The following is a 20,265-nucleotide window of genomic DNA, read 5'->3' on the forward strand; positions in this document are numbered from 1 at the left end:
CCACCATGCAACGACGTAACTTTTTAAAAACAGGTTCATTAGCCGGGCTAACAATTTCTACCCTGGTTGCAGCATCATGCAAACCATCAGCAGCAGTTAAAAACAATGAAGCTGATGATGCATTCACAGATGATTTTGAGTTGAACCAAGCCACTATCGACCAGTTGCAAAAACTGATGGCCGATGGCAAGCACACCTCCCGCTCCATCACCGAACTGTATTTAAAAAGGATAGACGCGATTGACAAGAACGGCCCGAAAATAAATGCCGTTATCGAACTGAATAAAAGCGCCCTGGATATGGCCGACAACATGGACAAAGAGCGCAAGGCCAAAAAATTACGCGGCCCTTTACATGGCATACCCGTGCTCATCAAAGACAATATTGATACCGGCGATAACATGCATACCACGGCAGGCTCATTAGCTTTGGCAGATAACTTTGCTAAACAGGACGCCTTCATCGTACACAAACTGCGCGAAGCAGGCGCAGTGATTTTGGGCAAAACCAACCTGAGCGAATGGGCAAATTTCCGTTCTACGCGATCTACCAGCGGCTGGAGCAGCAGGGGCTTGCAAACCAAAAACCCATATGTGCTGGACAGGAACCCAAGTGGCTCAAGCGCAGGGTCGGGCTCTGCAACGGCGGCTAACCTTTGCGCTATCGCGATAGGTACCGAAACGGATGGCTCTATCGTGTCTCCATCATCGGTAAATGGCCTGGTGGGCATTAAGCCAACGGTTGGCTTGTGGAACCGAAGCGGCATTATCCCCATCTCTAAAACGCAGGACACCGCCGGCCCAATGGCACGTACGGTTAAAGACGCGGCCCTGATGCTTGGCGTTATTGCGGGCACCGATGCTGCAGACGATGCCACCCTGAAAAGCAAACAAGAAAAAGATTATAGCAAATACCTCGACGTAAACGGATTAAAAGGCAAACGTCTTGGGTTGGTTAAGGTTGAAAAACTGCAGCCTGCTACAGATAAGTTACTCAAAGCCGCTATAGAAACCCTAAAAAAACAAGGTGCCGAAGTTGTGGAGGTTGACCTGGATAGCCGTTTAAAACCTATAGAAGGCGCGGAGTTTACGGTATTGCTTTACGAGTTTAAGGATGGCCTTAACCGCTACCTAAGCAAGGCAAATTCCAAAATGAAATCCCTTGCAGATGTTATTGCCTACAACAAGCAAAACGAAGATAAAGCCATGCCGTTCTTTAAACAGGAAACAGCCGAATTGGCGCAGACCAAAGGCGACCTTAACAGCCCGGAATACCTGGATGCCGTTGCCAAAACCACTACCATCAGCAGGCAGGCAATTGACGGTTTACTAAAAGAAAACAAACTGGACGCCTTGATCGCCCCTACCAACGGTTTCGCCGTGTGCATCGACCTTATCAATGGAGATTATGATAACGGCTTCTCTTTTTCGGGCCCGGCTGCTATGGCAGGTTACCCGCATATTACGGTACCCATGGGTGCCTGGCATGACCTGCCCATCGGCTTGTCGTTCGTGGGCACGGCGTGGGCCGAGGGCGAATTGATAAAGCTGGCCTATGCATATGAGCAGGCATCTAAGAAAAGGCTTGCACCAAAATTTAGGAAGGATTTGTTTGCGTAACGCGAATAACACGCATATTAATAACTTTGGTTATCTGCCAACCGCAAACTAAACTGCTAACTAAATAATGCCCGCCCCCATCCCCAAGAAAATATTTACCCGCCGTCACGAGATCTTTGCCGACTTTATAAAAGAAGTTGACAAGCACCTCGACGATGTGATGCAGGAGCGGGTTACCGAGATGTTCGAGATCCGGGATATTGCGGGGATACTGCACATCCACCCCACCCACTTAACCAATACCATCAAGCAAACCACGGGCAAATCGCCATGCTTTTATTTCGAGGAAAAGATTATGCTGCTTGCTAAAGGTATGTTGCAGCAAAATATCCCCATCAAACAAATAGCCTTTAAGCTTACGTTTGATGCATCCAACTTTACCAAATTTTTTAAACGATTTGAAGGCATTACGCCAAAGGAATATAAGGAAAAAGTGTTTGACGAGGTGGTTAAGAACGGCAGCAATCTATAGTTCAAGTCGTTAATTAGTTCTTCGTTAGGAATGGCAGTTTCGAAGTTTAGGGGCTATGGATGTTCATTTCTTTTCTCCCAAAAGAAACGAACCAAAGAAAAGTCGCGACTTGGTAACACCCTGTTTAAGTTAGTGCTTTATCAGTTGTAGTGCTACCCGTGTGTTACGCTATGTCGCAGTTTTGGTTATCGTTCTGTTCATCAGGCTCGGATGACAATTCATTAAATGCCTTTGCTACTTATGTTTGGTGTCGAAGAGCGGGGGGCCGACAAAAAACCGGGGCCGATGGGCAAAGGCCTATGCGGGGAAGGATTTTTTTGTCTTGATTTTTGATTACTTTGTATCAAGACAAAGTAATAGCCATCCGCGGCGAATGAGCGGAATGACGTTAATTTTAGTACGAACGCCCCAACAGAGAACTGTTCACCATATAGTTAACGGAGTTTTCACAGAGTAGAATTGAGATAACTATGTGGTTCTCTCTTCGTGGTTAAATCTCCAGTACTCATCAAAATACTGTACCTGTCACCATTTTATCTGAACCTGTCACCATTTTTTAGCAACGTTTTGCCCGCACCTTTGTAGTGTATTAAAACACATAACAAAATGAGCACAAATAAAATAGCATTAATAACAGGCGGAAGCAGGGGCCTTGGTAAAAACGCCGCGCTAAAACTGGCCGGCAAAGGTATCGACGTAATTGTAACCTATCGCAGTAAAAAAGAGGAGGCCGATGAAGTGGTGAATCAAATTGAGCTAGCGGGACAAACCGCCGCGGCTTTACAGCTCGACACATCAAAAGTAAGCAGCTTTACCGATTTTAAAGAGCAGCTAACTGCTGTTTTAAAAGAAAAATGGGGCAGGGAAAGCTTTGATTTTTTGGTAAACAACGCCGGTATAGATGCTGCATCACCCTTTGCGCAAACTACCGAAGAGGATTTTGATAACTTGTTTAACGTTCACTTTAAAGGCGTTTACTTTTTAACGCAAACCTTGTTGACTACTATTGCCGATGGTGGCCGCATTATCAATATCTCTACCGGGCTTACACGTTTCGCCACGCCGGGTTACGCGGCATACGCATCAATGAAGGGCGCTATAGAGGTATTCACCAAGTATCTGGCGAAAGAATTGGGCAGTCGCGGTATTGCGGCTAACCTGGTGGCGCCGGGCATTGTAGAAACCGACTTTACCAAACGCGCGTTCGACAGTCACCCGCAGATGCATGAATTTATTTCATCGGTAACCGCCTTAGGCAGGCCGGGCCAGCCGGATGATATTGGCGGTGTTATCGCTTTCCTTTGTACCGAAGATGCCCGCTGGATAAACGCGCAACGCATCGAAGCATCAGGCGGGATGTTTTTGTAGTTGGAGGCCCGATAGCTATCGGGAAGTAAACTTCCAATTTGATAAAAAGGCGGCGATCTGTTTAGATCGCCGCCTTTTTTTGTTAAACCAATTTTTATGCTGATTGTATTAATAGCTTATCTTGCTACCCTAAATTATTAATATGGAATTTGGCCGCGTTACTGAACAAGAATTACCGCTAATAGACTTTACCCTGCCACCCGACCCTGCCTTTACCCGCGAAACGCTTGCGGCTGCAGATAAAAGCCAGCTGCTACAAGTGCACGTAGGCTGCGCCAAGTGGGGCCGCAAGGAATGGGTAGGCCAGATCTATCCGCCAAAAACCAAGGATGCCAATTTTTTGGATGAATATGTAAAGCATTTCGATTGCATCGAGCTTAACGCCACCTTTTACCAGGTTTACAGTGCAGAAACCATTGCCAAGTGGAAACAAAAAGCCGACAGCAACCTCAACTTTAAATTTTGCCCTAAATTTTCGCAGAGCATCAGCCATATCCGCAGGTTAAAAAACGCGGACGAGATCACCACCACCTATTATGAAGGCATTATGGCCTTCGGTGATAAACTGGGGCCATTATTTTTGCAGCTAAGCGATAATTTTACACCCAAAAGCCTGCCCGAACTTACCGCCTACCTGGAGCACTTGCCAACAGATGTGCCCGTTTATGTAGAGATCCGCCATAAGGATTGGTTTGCCGTGCCCGAGAACCGCGAGGCTGTTTTTAGCCTGTTTAAGCGGCTGAATATCGGGTCGATAATAACAGACGCTACCGGCCGCCGCGATTGCGTACACATGACGCTGCCTACCCCGCATGCCTTTATCCGCTTTGTAGGCAACGGCCTGCACCCTACCGATTACGCCCGCTGCGATGAATGGGTTGAACGCATTGCCGATTGGGAAAAACAAGGCTTGCAATCCGTATGGTTTTTTATGCACCAGCACGATGAGCAGTTTTCGCCAAGGTTATGCGATTATATAATTGAAAAGTTAAATAAAAAATTGGGGATGAAGATTCACCGACCACAGTTTATTGATAAGCTAGCGGAGTTATTTTAAAAAACTTGAAATGTGTTTACACATAAGTATCATACGATAAGCTAAACTTGCGCGGGTGGAGAATAGATCATCGCTCAGGATGACAAAAAGAATTACATATCTAAAGCCCTTGTGCGTTTGCGCTTTACAAAGTTGCGGATATCTAAAACGATGCCGGCAAAAAAGTAGAAAATGAGCGGGAAACCCACCGCCAGAAATGATGAGTAGATGAAGAACAACCTGATCTTGGCGATAGAAATATTAAAACGCTCGCCCAGGTAGGTGCATACCCCAAAGGAGTAGCGCTCAAAAAAGGTGATGATCCGTTGTAACATATCAGTTGGGTTTTAATATTTTAATACCAACGCCGCATTGCAGGCATTTCTTATAATCGCAATAGGTATTTTTAAGTTCCAGCAGGGCCTGCGATTCAAACGCTGTTTTAATATTCACACCTAAGTTAGCAAAATCTGCGGTAATATTATTTTGCTCCGCCGGGATACTCTCCAGCAATTTTAATGCCCGGCTTACAAAGTGCTGCAATTTCATATGCCTGCCATAACTGAACAGGAAGAGCACCACGGTATTTAACAGAATGGTATCTACAGACCCCGCCCCCAAAGTTTTGCCTGCGGGTTTGCTCTCTTTATCGAACCTGTAGTGGGTTTCCCAGTACTGGTTTATGTGGGTATTATTGAACAGCTCGCGCAGGTCTTTCACCTCGCGGATCTCCAATGTTTTCGAGAACAAGTGATTTGATTGCACCACCAATGCCGCGAATTGCGCCAGCCGAATGGTAGGAAAATTTTGCGGCCGCATCCGCAGAAATTTCCACAGGTGGTTTTCGATGGGTTGCAAAGTGTATTTTTTAGCGAGGTAATCGTATTCTTTTTTGAGCATACGCGGATAATCGCCCTGCAGGTCATCTTTCAAAAAACCCGCCTGCCCGAAGATCAGCGCCTCTATTTGCATCGCATTATTTTTGTTTTTTGCCAGGATGCTTTGCGGTAAGGATTTCGCCATTAGCTCGAACGGCAGGGCGTTGGTTTTAAAGCCAAAGTTGGCAGCCAAAAACTGATAAAAGGTTTCTTCCCAATCGCCCTTGTTGATCTGTAGCGCGGCAACAACAGCTTCCGATCGCTTTTCCAACCGCTCCACTAAAATTCGGGTCAGCCAGTTTTGCATAGTAAGGCCATCTACGGTGGCTATGGTACCCTCGCAGGGGATAATGGTTTGGTTGCCGAATACGAGGTTATGGTAGCGATTATAAAGCTCGGGCGAAATGCGGCCGTTCAGTTCCAGCGTAGGTACGCGGCGGCCATCGGTACGAAACAGTGGCTCGTCATCGCGGTAAACTACGTGGATGATAACATTATCGTAAGCGCCATCTGTAGTATGGCCATGGCGTTTCCATTCTGACGAGGAGATGTGCAATTCCGCGTTTCCTGCCCAGGTTGTTTCGCCTATGCGGATGCGCGCGTTCTGAAAGTCGGGCCCCGCATTTGAGTTATGCATCCCTACCGAATAGATCTCCAGTTCTTCACCCTCGGTAGTCCGCAAGTCCATCCTGTCGAACAGGCGAAACTTCCAGATGTAATGGAGAAAATCTTCGGTAAAAAGCATGGGTTAAGATAGTTAAGAAATCGAGGACATGAATATAAAGATATTAAATTATTTTTCGGTTGTTACCTCAACTCCATAGCGTATAGCATCTTCAAGCACATCAACATTTATATCTTTTAACGCTTTAAATTTTATGCAGTACCCGCTTACGCTTGCCTTGCCAAGTGTATTACCATACTTTTGGGCTAAGTATGCTTTATCCTCTATACCCAAAATATAGATGGAAATGCCGGTTGTGTTGGCACTCATGCCAATCTGGTAGAACTCGCGGGAGGTTCCATTAGCGTACTTCATAGTGTAAAACCCGTATCCTATGTTGGGGTTGCTAACCGTTTTATTTTCGCTGTCCTTACCGTCCAAAAACCATAGTTTACATCCCGGCAATGCTTGCAGTATGCGCGTATGTATCGCCTCCATATCCCTACGTTTTGGTTCGGGCTGGCTGTTAAGATATTCCCGGATCTTTTCCGCTATGCTCATATGAATATAATTTGATGGGTTTAAATCGCTTATCAAATTTCGTTTTATTTTTGGTTGTAAACTAATTTAAAAAGAGGCCAATATCCGCTCCACGCTTTATTATCCGCGGTAAATAATTTGATTATCTTGCGGCATAAACCAACCTAATATGAACACCAATACTATGCCCGAACCACAAACAACCCAAAGCCGTGTATGGTCAATTGTTGGTGGCTCGTTAGGGAACCTGGTTGAATGGTATGATTGGTATGTTTATTCGGCATTCTCGCTTTACTTTGCCGGGTCGTTTTTCCCCAAGGGTGACCTCACCGCACAGCTATTAAATACTGCCGGCATTTTTGCCATTGGTTTTTTAATGCGCCCTATCGGCGGTTGGCTAATGGGTACTTATGCAGATAAACGCGGGCGTAAAAAAGCACTTACTTTTTCGGTGTTGCTGATGAGTGCCGGCTCGTTGATCATCGCCATTACGCCAAGCTATAAATCTATCGGTATTGCCGCGCCTATTTTACTTGTGCTGGCCCGTATTATCCAGGGGCTTAGCGTTGGGGGCGAGTATGGTACAAGTGCCACCTACCTCAGCGAAATGGCTACTAAAAAGGACCGTGGTTTTTATTCAAGTTTCCAATACGTTACCCTTATTATGGGCCAACTGATTGCCCTTGGGGTGCTGATATTGCTACAACGCGCCTTCCTGACCGAAGAACAGCTGCATTCCTGGGGGTGGCGCATCCCGTTTGGCATTGGGGCGGCGCTTGCCATTATTGTGATGTATTTGCGGCGTAGCTTGCAGGAATCGGCAACGCTGAATAAAAACCAAGAAAATCCAAGCAAACACGCGCGCGGATCTTTACGTGCACTGGCCGAGCACCCGAAAGCTATCCTAACGGTTATTGGCCTTACCATGGGCGGCACGGTTGCCTTTTATACATTTACTACCTATATGCAAAAATTTCTGGTGAACACCAACGGCTTCAGCAAAAACGAAGCGACCCTGATATCCAGCCTCACCCTTTTTGTTTTTATGCTGATACAGCCGCTTTATGGTTTTGTGTCTGACAAGATAGGCCGCAAGCCGATGCTAACCGCATTTGGCGTTTTAGGCACATTAACCACCATCCCGCTGCTAACCTATTTAAGCGCGACGCATAACTTTTGGGTCGCATTCGGGCTCATCATGTTTGCTTTGCTTGTGGTGAGTAATTATACGGCAATAAACGCCGTGGTAAAGGCAGAACTTTTCCCGGCGCATATCCGTGCTTTGGGTGTGGGTTTCCCTTATGCTATCGCGGTTTCCATATTCGGCGGCTCTGCCGAGTATATCGCGCTAAAGTTTAAGGAAGCAGGCCACGAGAATTGGTTTTTTTGGTACGTTACGGGTTGTATAGTGGTTTCGCTGGTGGTTTACACTACCATGAACGACACCAAGAAACACTCAAAAATAGAAGAAGAATAGCCCCTTAAACGGCGTAGCCCTCATGAACACCCAACAAAAAAACTTGTGAATAATCTCCGCCGGAAGGCGAGAATTTAAACTAATTGATAACCCCCTCTCCTTCGGAGAGGGCTGGGGAGAGGCTCCTATTTCGACACCAATCCTGAGATCACATTGATGCTTAACGCTACTATGGCTGTGTTAAATGCGAACGCGATAAGCCCATGCGCCCAGGCAAGGCGGCGGATATGCTTGGATGAGATCTCCACATCTGATACCTGGAATGTCATCCCCACTACAAAGGAAAAATATACAAAGTCGAGGTAGTCCGGTTCTTTATCATCGCCGGGAAACTCCAGCCCGCCGAGCGGTGTTTTTTTACCTTTATCGGTGGTGTAATACAGATGCGCGTAGCGCATGGTAAATACGGTATGCACTAACCACCACGAAATAACCACGGCCGTCATTGCCAGTAAAATATAACCGGCAACGGTATCGTCTGAAGCACCTTTGGCCGATTTTAGCAGCAACAACATCGCCACCAAACTTACCAGCGAAGCGGCCATTACAAATACAAATATCATTACCCGGCTGCTATCTTCCAGGCTGGCAACTTTACGGATATCCTTCGGATGTGCCCATAAAATGGTTACCCAATCCAATATGATAATGCTTGATGCAACCGCAATCCACGTTATTAGCGTAACGGCCGGTACGGATGGATTGTGCCTGGCAAGATAAAACACCACGGCTCCTATCAGGAGCGATAAATACAGCCTGTAATGCGCATCCAGGCGCAGCAGTAAATTCTTTTTCGGTTCGGTTACGTGTTGCACTTCGTTGATGGTATTTAGTTAATGGTTTGTAGTTAGAAGATCATGGTAGCTGCGTTCCGGCTATTTACCGTTAATTATGATCTATAGGCTGCGAAGCATCAATCTTCCTCAACAATCTCTGCCACACGGCCTACCTGCCCGTCTTCCAGGCGCACTTTTATGCCACGCGAATGGTAAGTGGAGCTGGTTAACAGATCCTTCACCACGCCGCGGGTTAGCTTGCCGCTTCGCTGGTCTTTTTTTAGGATGATGTCTACTTCAAGTCCGGGATAGATGTCGCTTCGGTTTTGGCCGCTCATGATTATTGATGATTACACTAATTTTGTTATAATGACGCTGATTTTTTATTCGTCAAGATGAAATAGTTTCGACTTTATACTTTCAACTCAAAACTTACTTAACCAACCAACTAATCGCGTCCTCAACCTTTTTAAAGTCGAAACTACTTATCACTTTGTCCATGGCTTCGGTTATCTCTTTGTTTTGCAGGTTGCCTATGCTGCCTTCGTGGGTGTGGTTAACAGTTTTATCGGGGTTAAAGTTGCCCGCCTCGATATCCAGCCCTATTTGCTTGTATGCATCGCGAAACGGTGTGCCATTCAGCACAGACTTATTTACCTCTTCCACGCTAAACAGGTAGGTGTATTTAGGGTCGTCGAGTATATTTTTATTTACGCTGATGTTCTGCAGCATAAAGGTTGCCATTTGCAGGCAGTCTATCAAATCGGTAAAAGCCGGGAACAGCAATTCTTTCAGCAGTTGCAGTTCGCGGTGGTAACCCGATGGCAGGTTAGTAGTCATCAGGGCAATATCGTTTGGCAGCGCTTGCAGGCGGTTACATTTGCCGCGCATTATCTCCCAAACATCCGGGTTTTTTTTATGCGGCATAATGCTGCTGCCCGTGGTCAGATTTTCCGGGTAGCTCACAAACGCGAAGTTCTGGCTCAGGTATAAACATTGGTCCATTGCCATTTTGGCTAAGGTTGCGGATATAGATGATAAAGCCTGCGCTATAACGCGCTCGGTTTTACCACGGCCCATTTGCGCGTACACCACGTTGTGGTTCAGGCTTTCGAAACCAAGCAGGTTGGTGGTCATCGTCCTGTTGAGCGGGAACGACGAACCATAGCCGGCAGCAGAGCCTAATGGATTTTTATTAGTGATCTTCCATGCGGCTAAAACCATTTCCAGGTCGTCAACCAATCCCTCCGCGTAAGCGCCAAACCACAACCCGAAGGACGATGGCATAGCTACCTGCAGGTGCGTATAACCCGGTAAAAGCACCTCTTTATGTTGATCGCTTAACTGGATCAACTGGCGAAAAAGAGTATCGGTTTCGGCAACTACCTGTTGCAGCTGGTGGCGGAAGAATAGTTTCAGATCTACCAGCACCTGGTCGTTACGGGAACGGCCGCTATGGATCTTTTTGCCAGCCTCCCCTATACGGCGGGTAAGCAACATCTCTACCTGCGAGTGCACGTCTTCTACGTCGGGTTCTATCTCGAAATTATTGTTCTCTATCTCCGTATAAATGGCTTTCAGTTCCTGCTGCACCAGTATAAGGTCGGCGGCATCCATCAGGCCTATAGATTCGAGCATTTTGGTATGGGCAAGCGACCCAAGCACATCAAAAGCAGCCATTTGCCTGTCCAACTCGCGGTCGCGGCCAACAGTAAAATTTTCTACCAGCTTATCAACGTTTGTGGTCTTCTGCCAAAGTTTACTCATGGCACAAATATAGAATTAAATGCGTTTTGTCTTAAACCGGGATTACACAGATTAATTCGATTTATAGGATTTTGTCTGAACTTGAATTAAATGAATTAACGAATTAGCAAAAAAAACGAGACCGACAAACCTGACAATGTGCTAAAACTGCGACATAGCGTAACACACGGGTAGCACGAGTACTGATAAAGCACTAACTTAAATAGGGTGTTACCAAGTCGCGACTTTTCTTTGGTTACTTTCTTTTGAGAGAAAAGAAAGTGACATCCACCAACGATTCATAAAGCACACTGCCATTCCTAACGAAGAACTAATCTCCTCCAATAAGATTTCTCATCGTACCTCCTTCGAAATGACAGAGTATATAATTTTCCTAAAGAGATTGCTTCGTACCTCGCAATGACGGCTTTTTAAAGAATCCTGTTCAGCATTTCGATATACAGATCTATCCCCTCGCCTATTTCTTCTACGTAAATAAACTCATCGGCCATGTGCGAACGAGCAGAATCACCAGGGCCAATTTTGATAGATGAGATATCCAGCAGGGATTGATCTGACGTGGTGGGCGAACCGTAGGTTTTGCGGCCAAAGGAGATTCCCGACTGAACGAACGGATGATTTTTATCTATCGATGATGGCTTTAGGCGGATGCTGCGGGGTTTTACTTCACAGGTTACGTGTTGCCGGATGATCTCCAACACTTCCTCATTGCGGTAAGCATCGGTCACCCTAACATCTACCGTAAAAGTGCAAGTGGCGGGCACCACGTTATGCTGCGAACCGGCGTTGATAATGGTTACCGACATTTTTATCGGCCCAAATACTTCAGATTCCTTTGGGAATTTAAAGTTGCGGAACCACTCTATATCGGCAAGAGCTTTGTATATGGCGTTGTCACCCTCCTCGCGGGCGGCGTGGCCTGCTTTACCATAAGCCGTGCAATCCAATACCATCAGGCCGCGTTCGGCAATGGCAAGGTCCATCAAGGTGGGTTCGCCTACTATGCCGAAACTCAGTTCGCCAAGGTCGGGAATAATCAGTTCCAACCCGTTTACACCCGAGATCTCTTCTTCGGCGGTGGTGGCTAAACAAAAGTTGTATTTAAGGTTTTTCTGCTCGTGGTAATAAAGGAACACCGCTATCAGCGATACCAGGCAACCGCCGGCATCGTTACTGCCCAGCCCAAACAGTTTGCCGTCTTCGATCTTAGCGTCGTAAGGGTCGCGGGTGTAGCCACTGTTAGGTTTAACGGTATCGTGGTGTGAGTTGAGCAGGATGGTTGGCTTGGCGGCATCAAAGTGCTTGTTCCATGCCCAGATGTTATTAAGCTTGCGGTGCGTTTTAACGCCGTGTGTTTGTAAGGTTTGGTCTATCAGATCGGCGGTGCGGTCTTCTTCTTTGCTGAAAGATTGTATCGAGATCAATTGCTGTAGCAGTTGTAATGCCAGTTGCGATAATGCTGATATATCGGCCATAAGTATTGCGGATGTTTACACAAATTTGAATGGCAAAAGTAATGCTTTTGGTGTAAGGTAGCAAAAGGCAATGGTTAGACAGTCCCCTGGCGATGTTAAGCTATTGCAGGTGCGGTTACAAATCTTATAACCTCTATCTTGCTTGCAAATACTTCCAGGTTATAACGCTTAATATTTCGCTCGTCAAATACAGCTGTGGTGTGAATCCTTCCTTCCACGTATATCGTTTGGCCTTCTTGCAACTGCAAGTCTTCCTGGTTTACCAGTTTTTCAGCGATCTTTATTTTATGAAATTCCTGGTGTTCGGCCAAGTCCCCCCCTTTTTTGATAGCCTCTTTAGTTACTATGGTTACACAAAGGTAGTTTTGGTTTTTATCTGTCTTGTTTAAAAAAGGGTCGCCGGTTATTTCGCCAAACAGTAATACTTTGTTAATTCCGGAGTTGCTAAGCATTCATTATCCCTTCGCTAAGTTGTACCAAGCAAATTTTAGGTTTCAAAAAAATAACCCGTATAGTATAAATACCTATTTAAGCATAGTATTTATACGTATTTCATTAATTAATATTTAAGGAATATCGGTCTACCTTATCCAGCAAATCGTTCATATCAAAAGGTTTGGCAATGAAAGTATCGCAGCCGTAATATCCTAAAGAATCGATCACTTTTGGGTAGGCCGATACAATAATTACGGGCAGGTAACAGGTAGCGGGATTTTCTTTTACCTGGTGGCAAAGTTCGCCGCCGTTAATTTCGTTCAGCAAATAATCTATCAATAACAAATGGGGGTTGAACGCTATAATATCATTGAAGATATTGGGGGTTGATGGTAATGCAACCACCTCGAACCCGCTATACTCCAGGATCTCCCGCATTACATTAAGTACGCCGGGGTCGTTATCAATAATAAGAATGCGTTTGCTCATTTATAAGTTATTCAAATAGCTATACTAATTGGAATTACAAATTTGCGTGAAAGAATAAGCCGACACTACAGTATTAATACGGATAATATAAGTGTAAATACGTATTTATTATCCTAAAATGAAATATATTGGCTTTCATTTAAATTTAAGTAAAAAAATTATCCGATAATTCTATTTAGAACGGCATATCTCACTAAAGCGGCAGTGTTTTTTGTACCGGTTTTCTCTATAAGGCTTTGGCGGTGACTTTCGATGGTGCGTTTGCTGGTGAATAGCTTATCTGCGATCTCCTGGTTGGTAAACCCCTGCGCTATCAGCGCTAAAACTTCTATCTCCCGGTGCGATATATCGGTATTGTCAACATCAACCTTAGAGTTATTGATGTGGGTTTTAATAAGCTTATCTAAAAGGGCTAATGCTACCTCGTTACATACGTAGCGCTCGGTATGCTTATAAATATGGTTAAGGCCAAATATAAACTCGTCAGCATCAATACTTTTTAACATATACCCGCTGGCACCGGCTTTAAAAGCATCCATAATAACGCGCTCATCGCTTATGCGCGATAGTATTACCACTTTAATAGCCGGATATAACAGTTTAATTTGCCTGGTAAGCTCAACGCCGCCCATTTCGGCCATATTGATGGCAGATATAATTATATCAACTACACAGCCTTCTTTTAACAATTCTAACACAGCTTCGCCGTTATTTACCTCGGCAATAACTTCAATGGCTTGCTCATTGTCCAAAAGGGATTTAATGCCGTTACGCACAACATTATGACCTTCGGCCAGTAATATTTTAATCATTAACAAATACTAAGTAGTAGTGTGATAAAAAGTACCGGGAAGTGTAATTGAGTAGCTGTAAAAACTAAATTTACATATAAAGGTTGGTATTAACCGTTATTATTTTTGAGGGTAATGGTTAACAGTAAGCTAATCAAGCAGTAAAGGTTCATCATCGTCATCAAGGCTTAGCTGTATCACATCGTTACCCGCTATCCCTTCTATTGAACCTTTGATACCGGCGGCATTTAACAGAACTTTATCCAGTTGTTTCTCGCGCGATTTCCACATCCTTTCCATCGCATCACGTTCCTTAACAATAGACAGGCGCATACTCATGTAACCCTCACGAATGGCTTTCCACTGCTCAGAAAAATCGCTGCTGGTAAGGTAATCATACAACAGGTGCATTTTATCGCCTTTGTTATCCTGAGCCTTAGCCATATTAGCCAGCTTGATTACCCCATCGCGCAGTATATATGATACTGCCTTTAACTCATCAAAGCTACAGACCCATACGCCGTCTTTTTCGCCAAAGCAATCCATGCCCTTGGGGTAGCATTGGGTTACGATAACGGCTACGTCAACACCCTGGGCGCGCATATCCTTTTTAAGCTTATCTATCCAGTCTCCGCCGAACGCGTTGGTGCGTTTGCTTTCGTAGATGATACGGCCGCATTCTTGCCCAAACTGGTTGCGCACGGTTTGCACACAATCTGCACCGCGCACCCCCTTGCCCACCTCGCTGATCACATCAAACGGGAAATAGCTGCGCAACTGTTCTTCTAATATCAACTCCTGCACTTCGCCCTGTAACTGCATGGAACCTTGCTCGGCCTTGCGTTTCATTTCTTCGGCAAGTTTCTTTTGGTCGTCCAGCTGTTTTTCAAGCTCTTTAACTTTTAGCTGGTACTCAGTATCTTTTATGTTGTGCTTATCATTCTCCTGCTTGCGGATCTGTTCGCCTATTTCGGCACGCTGCTCCTGCAATTTGCGCTGCAGGGCAATTTCCATTTCTTCTTCCTTTTGTTGGAGGGATTGCTCGCGCTGTAAAAACTCCAGTTCTTTCTGGCGCGATACCTTTAGTTTTTCGGCTGTACTGGTTATCGACTCCTGCAACACCTTCATTTCGTTCTCAAAGTCGCTCGCGATAGATTTGCGCAGATTTTCTTCCAGCGTCAATTGCAGGGCTTTTTTTTCATTTACAAGGCGCAGGTCAAAGGCTTCCTGCTGCTTTTTTTCGCGGGTATTGAAATCCGCTTCTTTTTTTTGAAATTCTTCTTCTTTTTGGCGGGTATAATCCTGCATCTTCAGCCTTAACTGCTGCTTGTATTCTTCGGCCATAACTTCCTCAATAGGGAAACCATGTCCGCAGCTTGGGCACTTAACTTCTGTAGCCATAATAATTATTGAATATCAAAGATAGGGAAAAAGCCTCTCCCCGCCCTCTCCGAAGGAGAGGTTCTGAAAAAATCTTAAGCCCTCGCGTCCTGATAGCTATTGGGACGCGAGGGCCTGGGTGGGGCTAATTAAAAATCATGGTATAAATTCCTGAAGCTGCTTCTTAATCCAAATGAAATTATAGTAGCGTTTTTAGTAGCCAAAGTATTTGATTCGCGGCGGTAAATGCCGTTAAGCTCCAAACGCATATTATATTTAGGGTTAACCATAAATGATACAGTACCCTCGGCATAGTAAAGGTTAGTACTTATGCCCTGGCCCACCGTATTGCTGTTAAGGGTTGGCACAAATGGCTTGGTAAGGTCCTTACCATTGTTTTGGCCCGCTGCATCAAGGCCATATTTAGCGTACATCAACTGCCCCTGAAAATCAAACCTGCCGGCGGTATAATTAACGATGGCATTTAGCTCCCTGAAATTAGCACCAAATGGGTCAGTTATTGATTGTGCGTAATAAGTGTATGCGCTTATAACGCTGGTATTGGTATAGGTGTAAGGTTTAACCGTATTATACTCAAGCAAGTAGTTTAGATCCTTTACCCCAAAAATATCCGCACCGCGGATGCCCAGTTGAAAGCCATTGGTATTATCGGTGTTGTTGCTTTGAAAAAAGTTGTCGGCTTTAAACTTGTCAAAAATTGCCTGGCCGTAAATGGCGGTCTTGTCAAATATTTTATACTTACCGGTAAAACCAACCAATGCATTACCCGGCTGCGACGACGGGCCTAAGCTACTTGCAAACAATATTGGGTTAACAAAATTTATGTCGAAACCGCGGCGATTGCCGTTGTCATCAGCTTCGGGTACAATGTAGGCGTTAAAAAAGCCCAGCGACAAGCTGTTGGTTACGCTCCAGTCTACATAATGAAAAAGGCCCCACTTGCGGCGGTTACTCCCAAAGGTATCAAACTTTGGCTGGTTGGCATCCTGCATATACGTCCACATAGCCATGTACTGCACCCGGCCAATATTTGCAGTTACACGTAACAATGGCGCAGTTGCACCATAATCTGACAATAGTAACGAACGGTAACCGTCGCCAATAAAAGTTTTATCCTGCCCTAAAGTGATATTAACATATTTTGAAGGTGTGTAAGACAATATCGCGGTAGCGTACGAATAATCGCGGTAGCTTTTATTTGGTGAGCGGTCATAAGCCTGACCGGGCACAAAATCTATTGTTTTTACAAAAGCTGTATAGTAGTTAGGAAAAGCGGCTTGGTTTTCGTAAGCACTGGTGTAAAATGAAAACTTTGTGCCGATGGTACCGCCAAACTGAAACCCTCTGGTGTTTAGCCCAATGCGCGAATTTGGCCCAAATCCTATTGGTTTAAAGCTTACAGGGTTAGTGGTTTTGTCGTTAAAATCGTGGCCAAAGGTATTTTCTAAAAGGATGTCGCCGTAAAAAGTGTAATCTTTTGCCTTAACATCTATTAAATGTTCGTTAAATATTTTACGCAGGAACCAGTTTTTGCGGCTGCTGTCGACCCCGCGGTTCATGACCTGTTCATAACGGCCTTGTAGTGTACTATCTATTAAAAAAGGCCGCAGCGAAGTATGCATGCTGTTGCCTTTTGAGTAAACATCTGCATTAAACTTTTGATACAGCTGGTACGATTGCGGTAAATAAACCGACTGCGCCATAACTTTAATAACAGATAAAAACATGATGCAGAACAGTAAAGCAACCTTACCTGCCAGCTTAGTATAGTTTTTTTGCATACGCAACAAAATAAGTGTTATTTATTTAAATTATAAAACGTTAAATTCAGCCTCACCCAAACCCGCTCTTTTGCGTAAGGCCTAAAAAAAATCGGAACCCTTTCCTTGATAGGCGGCAGCGAAAGGCTTAAACCGTTAATTTGTGTTAAAATCATGGTTGCTGCTACGCTATTATACCGACAAGCTGCAAAAAATACTGATATTTGCCACGCTTAAATATACCCGTTACAGGATGCAATACAATAAAATTAATAACCTTTTTGGCTGGCTTTGCTTTGTTATCGCTTCAGCAACCTACATCTTAACATTAGAGCCATCAGTAAGTTTTTGGGATTGCGGCGAATTTATTTCCTGCGCTTACAGGCTGCAGGTATCGCACCAGCCGGGTTACCCTTTGTTTGCCATGCTGGGCAAAGTTTTCTCGTTGCTGTCATTTGGCGATAACACCAAAGTGCCCTACTTCACCAATATGGGGTCGGCTATTGCAAGCGGGGCATCGGTTATGTTTTTATTTTGGACAATAACAGCCATTGCCAAAAAGCTGCTTGCCGGGCGCGAAAAAACCTTTGGCGATGCGCGGACCACCGTTATTATGGGCGCAGGCCTTGTTGGCGCGCTGGCCTTTACTTATACCGATACATTCTGGTTCTCGGCTGTTGAAACTATCGTGTTCGCGCTGTCGCAGCTTTGCATCGCTGTTGTATTTTGGGCTATATTAAAATGGGACGCCCATGCAGATGAGCCAGGTGCCGATAAATGGATCATTTTTATCGCTTACGTTATGGGGCTGTCTATCGGCATCCACCTGTTAAACCTGTTAACTATCCCGGCAATCGCGCTGGTGTATTACTTCCGTAGATATAAAAATGTGACCACTAAAAGTGCCTTTATCGCTTTCTTTATCAGCATTGCCATACTTGGTTTTGTGCAATACGGCATCAGGGGATATACCATACAATTCGCCGCGTTTTTCGATCTGTTTTTTGTGAACACCCTTGGCCTTGGTTTTGGCAGCGGCGCGCTGTTCTTCTTTATACTTATTATCGCCGCTATTGTTTTCGGTATCATGTACAGCATCCGTAAAAACAAACCAACTTTAAACCTGGTGTTCTTGTGTATCGCGTTCATCTATTTTGGGTACGGTTCATTCGCTTATATCCCTATCAGGGCAACGGCCAATACCAACTTAAATAACTCGCACCCGGATAATGCCTTTACCCTTTATGGGTACTTAAACCGGATCCAATACGGCGAGAACCCGCTATTAAGCGGCCCTTACTTTGATGCGCAAATAACCGACCAGCACGAGGGTAGCACAATTTACCGCAAGGGTGCCACCAAATATGAAATTGCAGGCAAGCGTACCACTTACGATTATGACCATACCGGCCTTTTGCCGCGTATGTACAGCACCGACCCAAGCGATGTTCAATTTTATCGCGGCTGGCTGCAATTGCCTGATAGTGAAAAACCAACCTTTACAGATAATATTAAATGGATGGCCAGCTGGCAGGTTTACCAGATGTATTTCCGTTATTTTTTATGGAATTACGTAGGCCGCTATAATGACCAGGACGGCCAGCAAAGTACCGAAAGCATCGACGGCAACTGGACCAGCGGGATCTTTGACGGCGGCAGGCACCTGCCAAAATCTGTAGTAGACAGCCCTACTTATACCCCGCTGTACGCCCTGCCGTTTATTTTGGGTGTGATAGGCCTGGTTTACCATTTTGAACGTAAAAAGAAAGATGCATTGATTGTTGCACTGCTGTGGTTTTTTACAGGATTGGCAGTGGTGCTTTATGTGAACCAACCAAGCGTACAGCCGCGCGAGCGTGATTACTCGTACGTTGGCTCGTTCTACGCCTTTGCCATTTGGATAGGCCTTGGCGTAATTGCCATTGCTGATGGTATTAGCCGCAAGGTGAATGCACGCACAGCCGCATACATCGCTACGGGCATTTGTTTACTGGTTGCGCCGGTGCTAATGGCCCTTAAAGAATGGCCGGGACACGACCGCTCTACCAAGATGACGCCGCACGATATGGCGTACAACTACCTTATCTCCTGCCCGCCAAACGCCATTTTGTTTACCTATGGCGATAACGACACCTATTCGCTTTGGTACGATCAGGAGGTAGAAGGCATCCGCCCGGATGTGCGCATTGTAAACCTAAGCCTGTTTAGCGGCGACTGGTACATCCGCCAGATGCAGAAAAAAATGAACAACTCGGAGCCATTGCCTATCACCATGCCTTATGATAAGTATAAGGACGGCGTACGCGATGTGATCTATTACAGCGACAGCAAGATAAACGGCCCCGTTGAACTGAAAGAAGTTTTTGATTTCCTGACGTCTGACGATAAGAACGTGCAGGGCCAAAACCAGGCGGGCCAAAGCGCTAATTACCTGCCTACAAAAAACTTCAAGATCACCATTAACCCCGATGATGTGATGAAGAACAAGGTAGTAACGCCCGATCAAAAAAGCCAACTGGCAACCACTATGGAATGGAAATACACATCAAACTATGTAACTAAAGATAACCTTGCCCTGCTGGATATTTTGGCCCATAACGATTGGAAAAGGCCTATTTGCTTTACCACTACCATTGGCAACAGTAATTTGATAGGTTTACAGCCATACTTATATAAAGAGGGCTTTACTTACCGTTTGTTACCACTTAAGGCCGATACCGCCAACCACGACCAACTGAGCAAAACCAACAGCCTGGTAATGTATGATAATATGATGAACAAGTTTAAATACGGCAAATTTAAAACGGCTAAGTACCTGGATCATGAGTCTACCAATATGTTTTACCCCGTAATGCTTACCACATTTTTAGACCTGGCGCAAAACCTGGTGAAAGAAGGCCACCCGGATATGGCACTTAAAGTATTGCATAAATGCGATGACGAACTGCCCGAGGACCTGTACCCGTACATAGATGTTACCGCCCGTAAAATGTTCCTGGCGCAAATAGCTTACAAGTTAGGTGATGCCAAACTGGGCAACAAATTTGTAGCCAACGTAGATAAGTTTTTGATAGACCAGCTTGATTATAACTACTACCTGCTAAAAGACGATGCCAACCGCGTAAACAGCCGCGATGTGCAGATAGGCCTGCAAGTGCTTAACGGCATGAGCGGTTACGCCAAAACCGCCAATCAAACGGCTGTTAGCAACAAACTGGAAGCACAGCTAAAAGATTACGAAAGCAAGTTTGCACCGCTGTTGGGACAAAATTAAAAAAGTAAAAAATCAAAATTAAAGAGCCCTCCCAACGATATGT

18 protein-coding genes are annotated in these 20,265 nt (G+C 45.1%); 6 read left to right on the forward strand and 12 right to left on the reverse strand.

What is annotated here, in order from left to right:
• Positions 1–5: 5 nt before the first annotated feature.
• From ABIB39_RS16420 to ABIB39_RS16435, 4 genes are all read left to right on the forward strand, one after another.
• Positions 6–1,619: an amidase gene (locus ABIB39_RS16420; RefSeq protein ID WP_354431256.1), complete on the forward strand. Its 1,614-nt coding sequence runs from the start codon at positions 6–8 to the stop codon at positions 1,617–1,619.
• 67 nt (positions 1,620–1,686) lie between these two features.
• Positions 1,687–2,091 carry a helix-turn-helix domain-containing protein gene (locus ABIB39_RS16425; protein WP_354431257.1) on the forward strand — a complete coding sequence of 135 codons (405 nt, stop codon included), beginning with the start codon at positions 1,687–1,689 and terminating at the stop codon, positions 2,089–2,091.
• Between the two features lie 606 nt (positions 2,092–2,697).
• A complete protein-coding gene (locus ABIB39_RS16430; RefSeq protein ID WP_354431258.1) occupies positions 2,698–3,459 on the forward strand; it encodes an SDR family NAD(P)-dependent oxidoreductase in 762 nt (253 codons plus the stop codon).
• 142 nt (positions 3,460–3,601) lie between these two features.
• Positions 3,602–4,516 (forward strand): DUF72 domain-containing protein, encoded by a 915-nt coding sequence (locus ABIB39_RS16435; RefSeq protein WP_354431259.1) that lies wholly within the window; start codon positions 3,602–3,604, stop codon positions 4,514–4,516.
• A 92-nt stretch (positions 4,517–4,608) separates the two neighbouring features.
• Here the strand turns inward: ABIB39_RS16435 and ABIB39_RS16440 are convergent, their stop codons facing one another.
• Genes ABIB39_RS16440 through ABIB39_RS16450 form a run of 3 tightly spaced genes read right to left on the reverse strand, consistent with a single transcriptional unit; the run spans position 4,609 to position 6,598 of the window.
• Positions 4,609–4,830 carry a PspC domain-containing protein gene (locus ABIB39_RS16440; protein WP_067063748.1) on the reverse strand — a complete coding sequence of 74 codons (222 nt, stop codon included), beginning with the start codon at positions 4,828–4,830 and terminating at the stop codon, positions 4,609–4,611.
• A 1-nt stretch (position 4,831) separates the two neighbouring features.
• A complete protein-coding gene (locus ABIB39_RS16445; RefSeq protein WP_354431260.1) occupies positions 4,832–6,118 on the reverse strand; it encodes a DUF2851 family protein in 1,287 nt (428 codons plus the stop codon).
• 48 nt (positions 6,119–6,166) lie between these two features.
• Complete coding sequence (locus ABIB39_RS16450) at positions 6,167–6,598, reverse strand: DUF1801 domain-containing protein (RefSeq protein WP_354431261.1); 432 nt, start codon at positions 6,596–6,598, stop codon at positions 6,167–6,169.
• Between the two features lie 148 nt (positions 6,599–6,746).
• Here ABIB39_RS16450 and ABIB39_RS16455 point away from each other — a divergent pair, with 148 nt between their 5' ends.
• Positions 6,747–8,054 carry an MFS transporter gene (locus ABIB39_RS16455; RefSeq protein ID WP_354431262.1) on the forward strand — a complete coding sequence of 436 codons (1,308 nt, stop codon included), beginning with the start codon at positions 6,747–6,749 and terminating at the stop codon, positions 8,052–8,054.
• Between the two features lie 125 nt (positions 8,055–8,179).
• Here the strand turns inward: ABIB39_RS16455 and ABIB39_RS16460 are convergent, their stop codons facing one another.
• The 9 genes from ABIB39_RS16460 to ABIB39_RS16500 form a co-directional block, all read right to left on the reverse strand.
• Complete coding sequence (locus ABIB39_RS16460; RefSeq protein WP_354431263.1) at positions 8,180–8,869, reverse strand: DUF1345 domain-containing protein; 690 nt, start codon at positions 8,867–8,869, stop codon at positions 8,180–8,182.
• Between the two features lie 98 nt (positions 8,870–8,967).
• A complete protein-coding gene (locus ABIB39_RS16465) occupies positions 8,968–9,168 on the reverse strand; it encodes a YwbE family protein (protein ID WP_354431264.1) in 201 nt (66 codons plus the stop codon).
• A gap of 94 nt (positions 9,169–9,262) precedes the next feature.
• Positions 9,263–10,597: an argininosuccinate lyase gene (gene argH / locus ABIB39_RS16470; RefSeq protein WP_354431265.1), complete on the reverse strand. Its 1,335-nt coding sequence runs from the start codon at positions 10,595–10,597 to the stop codon at positions 9,263–9,265.
• A gap of 410 nt (positions 10,598–11,007) precedes the next feature.
• Positions 11,008–12,072 carry a M20 family metallo-hydrolase gene (locus ABIB39_RS16475; protein WP_354431266.1) on the reverse strand — a complete coding sequence of 355 codons (1,065 nt, stop codon included), beginning with the start codon at positions 12,070–12,072 and terminating at the stop codon, positions 11,008–11,010.
• Between the two features lie 95 nt (positions 12,073–12,167).
• Positions 12,168–12,524, reverse strand: coding sequence for a single-stranded DNA-binding protein (locus tag ABIB39_RS16480; protein ID WP_354431267.1), 357 nt, complete (start codon positions 12,522–12,524; stop codon positions 12,168–12,170).
• A gap of 103 nt (positions 12,525–12,627) precedes the next feature.
• Entirely contained in the window at positions 12,628–12,996 is a 369-nt protein-coding gene (locus tag ABIB39_RS16485) for a response regulator (protein WP_354431268.1), read from the reverse strand.
• Between the two features lie 158 nt (positions 12,997–13,154).
• Positions 13,155–13,808, reverse strand: a complete 654-nt coding sequence (locus ABIB39_RS16490; protein ID WP_354431269.1) for a response regulator transcription factor — start codon at positions 13,806–13,808, stop codon at positions 13,155–13,157.
• A gap of 129 nt (positions 13,809–13,937) precedes the next feature.
• A complete protein-coding gene (locus ABIB39_RS16495; RefSeq protein ID WP_354431270.1) occupies positions 13,938–15,188 on the reverse strand; it encodes a DUF2130 domain-containing protein in 1,251 nt (416 codons plus the stop codon).
• 128 nt (positions 15,189–15,316) lie between these two features.
• A complete protein-coding gene (locus ABIB39_RS16500; RefSeq protein WP_354431271.1) occupies positions 15,317–16,969 on the reverse strand; it encodes a capsule assembly Wzi family protein in 1,653 nt (550 codons plus the stop codon).
• 142 nt (positions 16,970–17,111) lie between these two features.
• Between ABIB39_RS16500 and ABIB39_RS16505 the strand changes: the two genes are divergently transcribed.
• Positions 17,112–20,222: a DUF2723 domain-containing protein gene (locus ABIB39_RS16505; protein ID WP_354431272.1), complete on the forward strand. Its 3,111-nt coding sequence runs from the start codon at positions 17,112–17,114 to the stop codon at positions 20,220–20,222.
• Positions 20,223–20,265 lie beyond the last annotated feature (43 nt).

The sequence above is a fragment of the Mucilaginibacter sp. UYP27 genome (genome assembly GCF_040547175.1).
Classification (GTDB): domain Bacteria; phylum Bacteroidota; class Bacteroidia; order Sphingobacteriales; family Sphingobacteriaceae; genus Mucilaginibacter.

What these genes read in the sequence shown, in the direction of transcription:
- ABIB39_RS16430 (WP_354431258.1), top strand. Translation starts at nt 2,698, where the DNA reads ATGAGCACAAATAAAATAGCATTAATAACAGGCGGAAGCAGGGGCCTT.
- ABIB39_RS16485 (WP_354431268.1), bottom strand. Translation starts at nt 12,996, where the DNA reads ATGAGCAAACGCATTCTTATTATTGATAACGACCCCGGCGTACTTAAT.
- ABIB39_RS16425 (WP_354431257.1), top strand. Translation starts at nt 1,687, where the DNA reads ATGCCCGCCCCCATCCCCAAGAAAATATTTACCCGCCGTCACGAGATC.
- ABIB39_RS16495 (WP_354431270.1), bottom strand. Translation starts at nt 15,188, where the DNA reads ATGGCTACAGAAGTTAAGTGCCCAAGCTGCGGACATGGTTTCCCTATT.
- ABIB39_RS16500 (WP_354431271.1), bottom strand. Translation starts at nt 16,969, where the DNA reads ATGCAAAAAAACTATACTAAGCTGGCAGGTAAGGTTGCTTTACTGTTC.
- ABIB39_RS16465 (WP_354431264.1), bottom strand. Translation starts at nt 9,168, where the DNA reads ATGAGCGGCCAAAACCGAAGCGACATCTATCCCGGACTTGAAGTAGAC.
- ABIB39_RS16420 (WP_354431256.1), top strand. Translation starts at nt 6, where the DNA reads ATGCAACGACGTAACTTTTTAAAAACAGGTTCATTAGCCGGGCTAACA.
- argH (WP_354431265.1), bottom strand. Translation starts at nt 10,597, where the DNA reads ATGAGTAAACTTTGGCAGAAGACCACAAACGTTGATAAGCTGGTAGAA.
- ABIB39_RS16490 (WP_354431269.1), bottom strand. Translation starts at nt 13,808, where the DNA reads ATGATTAAAATATTACTGGCCGAAGGTCATAATGTTGTGCGTAACGGC.
- ABIB39_RS16440 (WP_067063748.1), bottom strand. Translation starts at nt 4,830, where the DNA reads ATGTTACAACGGATCATCACCTTTTTTGAGCGCTACTCCTTTGGGGTA.
- ABIB39_RS16450 (WP_354431261.1), bottom strand. Translation starts at nt 6,598, where the DNA reads ATGAGCATAGCGGAAAAGATCCGGGAATATCTTAACAGCCAGCCCGAA.
- ABIB39_RS16445 (WP_354431260.1), bottom strand. Translation starts at nt 6,118, where the DNA reads ATGCTTTTTACCGAAGATTTTCTCCATTACATCTGGAAGTTTCGCCTG.
- ABIB39_RS16455 (WP_354431262.1), top strand. Translation starts at nt 6,747, where the DNA reads ATGAACACCAATACTATGCCCGAACCACAAACAACCCAAAGCCGTGTA.
- ABIB39_RS16480 (WP_354431267.1), bottom strand. Translation starts at nt 12,524, where the DNA reads ATGCTTAGCAACTCCGGAATTAACAAAGTATTACTGTTTGGCGAAATA.
- ABIB39_RS16475 (WP_354431266.1), bottom strand. Translation starts at nt 12,072, where the DNA reads ATGGCCGATATATCAGCATTATCGCAACTGGCATTACAACTGCTACAG.
- ABIB39_RS16435 (WP_354431259.1), top strand. Translation starts at nt 3,602, where the DNA reads ATGGAATTTGGCCGCGTTACTGAACAAGAATTACCGCTAATAGACTTT.